This is a genomic window from Nocardia sp. CY41 (assembly GCF_009829325.1).
Lineage (GTDB): Bacteria > Actinomycetota > Actinomycetes > Mycobacteriales > Mycobacteriaceae > Nocardia.
Genome location: NZ_VUOS01000084.1, coordinates 1 through 4,272, shown reverse-complemented (window position 1 = coordinate 4,272; position 4,272 = coordinate 1). Strand labels below are relative to the sequence as shown.

The 4,272-nt window shown below is 63.2% G+C and carries 2 protein-coding genes; both read left to right on the top strand.

All coding sequences use genetic code 11. The annotated features are described in order from the left end of the window. The first annotated feature begins 1,099 nt into the window (after positions 1-1,099). The gene (locus tag GVY64_RS36505; protein WP_159851209.1) at positions 1,100-2,440 is read left to right on the top strand and encodes an IS256 family transposase; all 1,341 of its coding nucleotides are present in this window, start codon (positions 1,100-1,102) and stop codon (positions 2,438-2,440) included. A 604-nt stretch (positions 2,441-3,044) separates the two neighbouring features. Beyond that, entirely contained in the window at positions 3,045-3,740 is a 696-nt protein-coding gene (locus GVY64_RS36500; protein WP_159851207.1) for a hypothetical protein, read from the top strand. The last annotated feature ends 532 nt before the right edge of the window (positions 3,741-4,272 follow it).

The window sequence follows — 4,272 nt, the reverse complement described above, 5'->3', positions numbered from 1 at the left end:
GATCAAGCGTCTGGACGACTATCCCGGCGAGGGGCATATCGTCACGCAGGAAGTTCCGGGTGGCGTGCGCGAGGCTTACCACAGATTGAGCGAGACATTCCGCCCCTCCGAGCGCAGGTTCTGACGTCAATAGATCACCTGTCGTCTGACGTACATACTCGGGAAGCCATGATTGATTGGCCCCTCGCCCTGGGCGTGTGAGAGGGGTTACGCACTGGCGACGTGGATACACACACAAGCCAAGTGCATACGACTTCGAACATCAATGACGACGAGTTCGAACAGCGACACTGGACGCCCAGGTCGGCCGAACTCGCCGGCTGTCCATAAAACGTGTCGAAAAGTATTGGTGTCCAACAATTCTTGTCGGCCCTTTCTCGTACAGTCCGTGGAATCCTGAAGCTGTCATGGGCCGCAAAGTGACGCTGTATTCCTGTGTTCTCTTAATCCCAGGGGTAATCAATGCTTGGAATAGGCGAGCCAGAACACACCGAATGGCATGAATGTTCTGCTCGGTGAGCGGGCGCCGCCGGTCCACGCCCCCGCACCGGCGCGACGAACGCGATATCGGCCGGAGTCAACGTGAAGAACCGGAACAACTCCTCACGACAGACCTCCGGAAACTCCCGCAGACGCGCCAACTCCTCATCCGCGAACACCTGCGTCGCCACAAAACCCGACCTCCACCACGCCGACCAACCTCATCAGCACCCAAGCCAAGCGCCAATCACCACGCCCCGCAGCCCGAATCAGCCATCACCGCAGGTCAATGCAACTTCTTTGTTTTTCGCGCGACTACTACCGGAACCCCATAACGGGTACTGCGCCTTGAGATCTTCGACGGCGTGAACCTTCAACGTCGTTCCTGTGACCTCAAGGCCCGCAATTTTCCCAGGTACGCGACCTCTGCGCGCAACCGCTCGTTCTCCTTGCGCAGCGTCTCGAACTCGTTCTCCGGTGAAGGGTTTCCGCGATCGGCCGGAGGCCGACCGCGCCTCTTGGGTCGCAGCCGGTCGCGTCCTGAAGTCGGTGTAAAAGCAGCGGGCGTAGGTTCCGCTTCGAGACCTCCAAGTCATCGAAGGAAAGGACCGCTACGCCCGTGCCCGCACGAGTATCACCGACCGACCGCATCCACGCCAAGATCGACGAGTTATTCGCTTCCGGGCGTGAGTTGCCCGAGATCCTCGAGGAGGTGGCCCGCCTCGGTGCGCAGCTGCTGATGCAGGCCGGGTTGGAAGCCGAGGTGGCCGAATTCCTCGGCCGCGATCGATATCAACGCTTTGCTGCGACACCCGAAGCGCAGCCCGGAGCCCGCAACGGGTATCGGCCGGTGACGGTCAAGACCACGGCCGGCCCGGTCACGCTGGAACGGCCGAAGGTGCGTGGCACCACCACCGCGTTCGCGTCGCGGTTGTTCGGCAAACACGTCACAAAGACCCACGCCCTGGAGTCACTGGTGATCGCGTCGTTCGTGCGGGGGTTGTCGGTGCGTGACGTGGAGGCGGCCTTCGCCGACGCGCTCGGGGACCAGGCCGCGATCTCGAAATCGACCGTCTCGCAGGTGTGTACCGAGATCAAGACCGAACACCAGGCATGGGCGCAGCGGCGCCTCGACACACTGGTGCTGGATTATCTGTTTCTGGACGCGTCATATTTCCGGATGCATCCCGGGTCACCGGCCGAGCCGATCCTGGCCGCATGGGGCATCACCAACGACGGCAAACCTGTGTTCATCGGCCTGGCGCCCGGTTCCGGGGAATCCACCGACGCGTGGGCCGATTTCCTGGGCGAGTTGTGCGAACGCGGACTGGGTACTCCGCTGCTGGTCGTCTCCGACGGCGCCCGCGGCCTGATCGCCGCGATCGAGCAGGTATTTCCCGCCGCGCTGCGCCAGAGGTGTCTGATTCATCGCCTGCGCAACGTGACCGCGAAGATCCCTGCCGGGATGCAAGCCGAGATCCGTGATGGCTATGGGGCATGCCTCGACACCAGCGAGGTGAACATCGAACCCGGGCCGAAGCTGGTCGAGTTCGTCGACGCCCGGCTGACCGCGTTCGCCAAACGGTACGCCGCCACGTATCCGGCGGCGATGAAGATCCTGCTCACCGACCGGGAAGGACTGACTGCCTATCTGCGGTTCCCCGTCGAGCATCACCAGCGTGTTCGGCATTCCAACTTCATCGAACGCACCTTCGGTGAAACCCGTCGCCGGGCCAAGGTCATCGGCCGGTTCCCCGGCGAGACCAGCTGCATCAGCATCGCCTGGGCCGTGCTCGACCGCGCCTCCCGAGGCTGGCGCGGATTCGCCATGACTCCCACCGGACTGCGCCTGCTGCAGGACCTGCGCCGCAACCTGCTCCAACCACCCCGACAACTTCGCCCCCACCCCACCCCCGACACCGAAACCAACCCCACCGAAATCATCAGCGCCACCGCGTAACGTCACCCACCGAAGCCGGAACCCCGCGCCCACTTTTACACCGGACTCCGGACGCCACCTCATTGGTCGGTTGGTATCTGCTACCGACTGTTCTTACGTCGAACAGTGACGTTGGGTGTGCGGGTGTGTGAGGATTTGCTGTCGCCTGCGTGGCCGGACACGCTCTGACGCATGAGATGACTACTCGTGCGGGCAGGCGTCCCACACGGCCGAACAGGCGGACGGGCGCAGCGGTCATACCTTCGCTGTGGATGTGACGTGATTTCAGGGACCGGATCGAGCAGAGGTGAACAACCCACTTATTCGGGTGCTCGACACGATCGCCCACGGCCTGACCGGGGGTTTCCGAGATCTGTGCAACGGCACTGCCCAGCGATACAGCTCGGGATTCGCTCGAACAACCGAGCACGCCGCCCGGAGTTTGGACGGCATCGACAGGACCGGACTTCCACCATTCGAGCCGAGCCCTATGGAAATAGCGGCGCGCAGGCTCGACGGTGAAGTGCAACCGCTCGGTGGAGGCGTCAGCGCCACCTTCCTCGGGCGTTCGGCGGGCGGTGCCCGTAGCGTCTACAAACCGGGTCACCTCGAGACGCTGCTGGGCGTGATCCCCGACCTTCCGCTGCGCTTCGGCATTCCCCGCGGGGGAGGACACCTCGCCTACCGAGAACAGGCCGCCTACCGAGTCGACGAGGCCCTGGGTTTCGGGCGCGTACCGCCCACCTCGATCACGAACGGACCCCACGGGCCGGGTTCGAACCAGATCTGGGCGTATTCCACCCCTAGCCACCCCAAGGCCGCTCAACTGCGACTGCCGCGCGAGGACTGGTGGAAGAGAAAAACCATGGATGCGCTGCGGCGTCTGAACGAGCGTTACCCGAAGAGCCAACGCGAGCAGATGGCGGTCCTGGACTACGTCATCGGCAACACCGATCGCCACTGGGGCAACTACCGCACCGGCCGAGACGGCGAGATCGTGGCCATCGATCACGGCCTGTCGTTCCCGGAATTTCCCGACTCGCGTATCGGCATTCGCTCCGACTTCGTCAAGGAATTCCATAATGTCACCCTGAGTGAAGAAGTGATAGCCCAGGTCAGAGCGGTGGACCTCGACCGGCTCCGCACTGCCCTGCTCGACGGCAAACTCAGCGAAGTAGCCGTCAACGGCGCACTCGACCGACTGATCGAGATACGCACGCACGGAAGGATCACCGGCCGGGCGTGGCCGGGAGAGATCAACGCCAGCATCGTCGTCATGCGGATGACGAAACCGTTACCTAGCGGGTGGATCGAAACCTGACAGGCTTCACGCCGCCCTGTTCGGGCCCGGACTCCCGAAGCTGTCACGAAGTGGGGGACGAGGAACATCTTTGAGAAATCCGGCGGTTAGCGGTTACCGCAGATAGTTTGCGGAGTCACCGAGCCTCAGCGCGGATCGTTTCCCCAGGTCGGCACCGGAGTTACCGCACATAGTCAGTAGTACCTATGCGCGGTAACCGGTTAGCGCCGGATTTCGCAGAAATGGGCTGGCCGCCGGGAAAACCTGCTGGTCAGGACGCTGCTGATCACACTAGCGCCGGATCCGGCGGACTTGGACCCCACGGGCCGACCACGAGGGAACCGGCCATGTTCGGTATAGAACCGCAACATTACCGAGAACCCGAGCTTCGTTGCACCACGCTTGCCCGCAACGAGCTCCAGCTCATTGGTGGATGTCGGTGCGTCGTTCCCAGCGGGTGGCCAGGCGGCGGTAGTGGTGTAGCAGGGCCAGGGATTGTTCGACGATCCATCGCCCTGTCACCTTGTCGCGGGTGCCGCGGCGCGGGATGTGC